The following is a 4,341-nucleotide window of genomic DNA, read 5'->3' as shown; positions in this document are numbered from 1 at the left end:
CTCGACTCCGTGATGACCTGGGGGAACAGCTCGGCGATGCGCTCGATGTTGCGTTCCGTGAGGTCGGGCGAATGCAGTGCGCGCTTCTCCATCACGCATCACCGCCCAGAACGACGAGATCATATGGTCTTGACTTCCGTCCCGGGCGAGAGCTCACGGAAGATCTGCTCGGCGTTGATGCGGTCCGCGTCGGACTTGAAGGACGAGTCCCGGAAGACTGCACGCAACGGCTGAAGTCTCGCGATCTCGGTGACCACATCAGCGGACACCTCCTCGCTGAAGCACGCAACGAGTGCGTCGTCGTCGACGCGGAAGATCTCTCTCTCTCTCTCTCTCTCTCTCTTAAGCGCTTCGCGCTGGATCGGCAGGCTAAGGTCGAGCCCCCAGGAGAGGAGCACCTGGAAGAGCAGATCCTCATTGGTCCGATCAGGCTTGACGCTGTCGACCGCTGACACGAGCGAGGCTTGTACCAAGTCGTCAGCGGTGGCATCCAGGTCGGTCATGTTTGTGGTGTCGATGCGAAGTGACCGGAACCCAAAGTCGAACACGAACTCACTTGCGACCGCCCGGTTGGTCGCAGCGGAGCCAGCTCTACGAACTCGATCGCGGGAGATATCCGCGATCGAGTGATACCCCGCCCTGGCTGCGGCAGAGTTGGCGTCGAGCAGTTCGGGCATCTGGACAAGAACGAACCGTCGGTTCCCGCCGTCTGCAAGGTTTGCACTCATTACAGCGTGCGCTGTCGTCCCAGAGCCTGCGAAGAAGTCGACGACGACATCTTCCTTGTCGGCTCGTGTTGCGAGTTGCACGACCCGTTCAATGAGTCGTACGGGCTTGGGGAAATCGAAGAACGTCTCACCGTTCTTATCGAACAGCGCCCGGACCTCACGCGTCCCCTCCTGGGTGTGGCCGACCTCTGAGTTGGGCCACCATGTCCAGGCGGACTTGCCGTTACGTTCGGCCAGATAGGTCTTGCGGCGGGGTATGCCTGTGCCGTCCGGCCCGTACCAGAAGCGTCCTTCTGCTACCTGCTTGTTGTACTCGTCTTCGAGATTCATCCAGCACCTGCCAGGAGGTGGGCTGACTACGGCGCCGGAGGGCGTGGTGATTGCATACATCTGGTTTGGTCTGTAGCCCGGCGCCGTGAAGTCGGATGACACCCACGGGCCCCGAGGGTCGTTGTCAGGATTCGAGAACGCCGAGCGATCCTTCTCATCCAAGGGCAGCGGTGAGAGAGCATCTTCGATCATGCTGGCATCTCTGGCGTAGACGAGGACATACTCATGCCCCGCTGCCAGTCGCTTGCGCGCTTCCGGGGAGGTGCGCTTCTGCCAGACGGCGGACGCGACAAAGTTGCGCTCGCCGAAAACGTCGTCAGCCACCTTCCGCAGTGACGCCACTTCGTGGTCGTCGATCGAGATGAAGATCACCCCGTCCGGAGAGAGCATCGTCCGCGCGAGCTTGAGCCGCGGGAGCATCATGCTCAGCCAATCGGAGTGAAACCGCCCGTTGGACTCGGTGTTGGCAACGAACCGCGTGCCATCTGTCCCCACTTGCCCCGATTCGGCTAGGTAGTCGCGCGTTGTCGTCCCGAAGTCGTCCTCGTAAACGAAGTCGTTGCCGGTGTTGTACGGCGGGTCGATGTAGATCAGCTTGACTTTACCGAGGTAAGACTCCTGCAGGAGTTTCAGTGCGTCGAGGTTGTCGCCCTCGATGAAGAGGTTCTTCGTCGTATCGAAGTCGACGGACTCCTCACGAACGGGTCGAAGCGTCTTGGCGATGGGGGCGTTCGCGGCGACCGCGGCGGCGCGCTTGCCGGGCCAGTCGAGCTGATAGCGCTCCTGCGGTCCCTCAACGATGTGGTCCGCGAGCTCTTGACGCAGCAGGTCGAAGTCGATGGCACGACGAGGTGCGCCACTCTCATCGACCGACTCGGTGACCACGGTCGGGAAAAGGTCGGCGAGCTTCTCGATGTTCGCCTGCGTGAGGTCGGGGGACGTCATTCGGAGCTTCTCCATGGTCACTTCTGCTCTTCCAGTTCTGCTTGCTTCGCCTTCAACGTTCGGCGTAGTTCAATCTTTCGATTGAGCTGACGCTCCGAGCGGATCTTGCGCTCGATCGCGACAATCTCTCGCTGCAGCCGACGCACCGTTTCCAGTCTCGCGCCCACCTCTGACACGTCCTCGCCCGCCCGAGTGTCGATGGGCGTCAGCGGGGCGAGCAGCTCGGCGTACAGGGCGGGCAGTGAAATCGCGGTCGGCAAGGGTACGCGCGGAGCCTCCGCTGGCATCCATCGCGTCGAGTAGTAGGCCCGCACCCTCGGGGCCGCAGTCCCGCGAGGCTTGTGGGCAGCGACCATCCGGACTTCGCTGCGCCCCCCACTTTCCCTAGTGATCTCGAAGATGATCGGATTCGGAACGGCCTTGTCGATCACGGCCAGCACCGCGTCGACAATGTCGTCGCGTTTGCTGTCGATCTGGAAGACCTCGATCTCGGGCACGGCTGGGGTGCTCGGCAGATTGATGGTCTCCTCGGCGAGTTTGTGCGTCCACGTGATGCGCTGAACGTCCGAGACGAACTTCTCGCGCAGAGCTGCGTTGACAGGCCCGTTCTCATAGAGCTTCTCTTTCGGCACACGCCCGCCGTACCTTGTGCCCGCAGGCCACTGGTAGAGGATGTCGTTCACGTTGCGGCCGCCGGACCGACGACCGCGATGAAGGCGATCAGCTCGAAGTCATCGAGCCCTGCGATCTGCTGCGTGAGGGCAGTGGTGTGTCCACCACTGAACAGGCTGTCGATGTCGCGTTCTTCAGTGATGTCGATCATCGACCGGATCGCATCCGTCAGGAGCGCCGAGTACTCGCCCATATCCGAACCCTCATGGGTGGCCTCATTGAAGATGTGGGTGACGTCGGCGACGGGCTCGTCGTATGGACGTGATCCTGCACGAACAAGGTCGAGGAGCCGCTTGGCCTCGGTGTGGTCGGCGATGACCTCACCCGTGTCGTCCACGTAGACGAGGTAGTGCGGGTGGAGCCTGTTTCCCCGGTTCACTGAGGGATCGGCGTTGACGTTCTTCAGTGCGAATATCACACCCGGCAGGAGACCCTTGGAAGGGTCCGCGGGGATGACTGCGTGCAAACCGCGCGGCGCTGTCGCGATGTCGCCGTACTCGTCCATGTAGGCCAATAGATCCATGCGGAAGTCGTTGAGACCGAGGTCCGTGATCGACACCCCCGTACGAACATCCTCGAGCTCGATGTTCTCGCTCTGCAGCTTACGAAGCTGTTCCTTGCGGAACGCAGCGTCCGAGTCCTCAGGGTTCAGCACGTTGTCGTCGGCCGAGCCGGCGAGATCGGCGATGACCATCCGGTTCTCGACGCGCTCCTTGAGGTTGATGTACTCGTCGAGAGAGATGTCGGGCCAGAAATTGACGAGCTGGATGACCTCGTTCGTCGATCCGATGCGGTCGATGCGGCCGAACCGCTGGATGATCCGCACCGGGTTCCAATGGATGTCGTAGTTGACGAGGTAGTCGCAGTCCTGCAGGTTTTGACCCTCGCTGATCACGTCGGTGCCGATCAGCACATCGATGTCGCGCGTCTCATTGGGCATCGTTAGGTGACGCTGCTTGGACCGCGGGGAGAACATCGACATGATCTGCTGAAAGTCGAAGCCTGTACCGAGCGTCGACTTCGCGCCGTGGCTACCGCCTGTGATCACGGCGCTTTCGAGCCCCGCCTGCTGGAGCGTCGGCGCAAGCTCGCGATAGAGGTAGTTCGCCGTGTCGGCGAAGGCGGAGAAGATCACGACCTTGCGGTTGTCGGCGTTGAGTGGACTCTCCGCCTTCTGCTCGACGAGATGCCGGAGCTTGCGGAGCTTGAGATCGTGCTCAGGGGTCACCTTCTGCATCTCGTCGAGCAGCTCACGGAGGGTCTCGCGATCGTTCCAGAGATCGCGCTGCCAGGACTCGATGTCGACATCATCGAGGTCGATCCTGATCTTCTCGCCGAACGACAACGCCGCGACGTTGGCATCGTCCTCATCGTCAAGGTCGAAATCGAGATCGTCGAGGTCGCGGATCTCGGGAATAGCTCCCGCATGGTTGTTCAGTCGGGTGAGGGTGCTGTCGACGGCATCCTCGATCTTCGCCAGTGTGAGTCGGAAGGCTTCGACCGAGCTCTCGAGCCGCTTCAGCAGGTTCACCGTCATGAGCTTTTTCAGCCCCTCTTCGCGCCCCTTCTGGCCGAGGTTCGAGCGAGCGTTTCCAGTCGTGACGTTGTAGAGGTCCTCGTACTTGCTGATGCGGCTCGGAAAGACGTACCTGAGTGGTGTGTAGAC

3 protein-coding genes are annotated in these 4,341 nt (G+C 61.4%); all 3 read right to left on the bottom strand.

What is annotated here, in order from left to right; all coding sequences use genetic code 11:
• Positions 1–119: 119 nt before the first annotated feature.
• Positions 120–2,003, bottom strand: coding sequence for a site-specific DNA-methyltransferase (locus tag Q1V87_RS09380; RefSeq protein ID WP_300591967.1), 1,884 nt, complete (start codon positions 2,001–2,003; stop codon positions 120–122).
• Between the two features lie 17 nt (positions 2,004–2,020).
• The gene (locus Q1V87_RS09375; protein ID WP_300591965.1) at positions 2,021–2,686 is read right to left on the bottom strand and encodes a DUF4391 domain-containing protein; all 666 of its coding nucleotides are present in this window, start codon (positions 2,684–2,686) and stop codon (positions 2,021–2,023) included.
• On the bottom strand, positions 2,683–4,341 hold a 1,659-nt coding region (locus Q1V87_RS09370), incomplete at its 5' end, for a C-terminal helicase domain-containing protein (protein WP_300591963.1). The genes Q1V87_RS09375 and Q1V87_RS09370, both read right to left, overlap by 4 nt.

Source organism: Microbacterium sp. (genome assembly GCF_030149085.1).
GTDB lineage: Bacteria > Actinomycetota > Actinomycetes > Actinomycetales > Microbacteriaceae > Microbacterium.
The sequence above is the reverse complement of the archived record's forward strand: the minus strand, read 5'-3'. Positions and strand labels throughout refer to the sequence as shown.

Coding starts and splice junctions, on each gene's coding strand:
- Q1V87_RS09380 (WP_300591967.1), bottom strand. CDS start 2,003: ATGACGTCCCCCGACCTCACGCAGGCGAACATCGAGAAGCTCGCCGAC.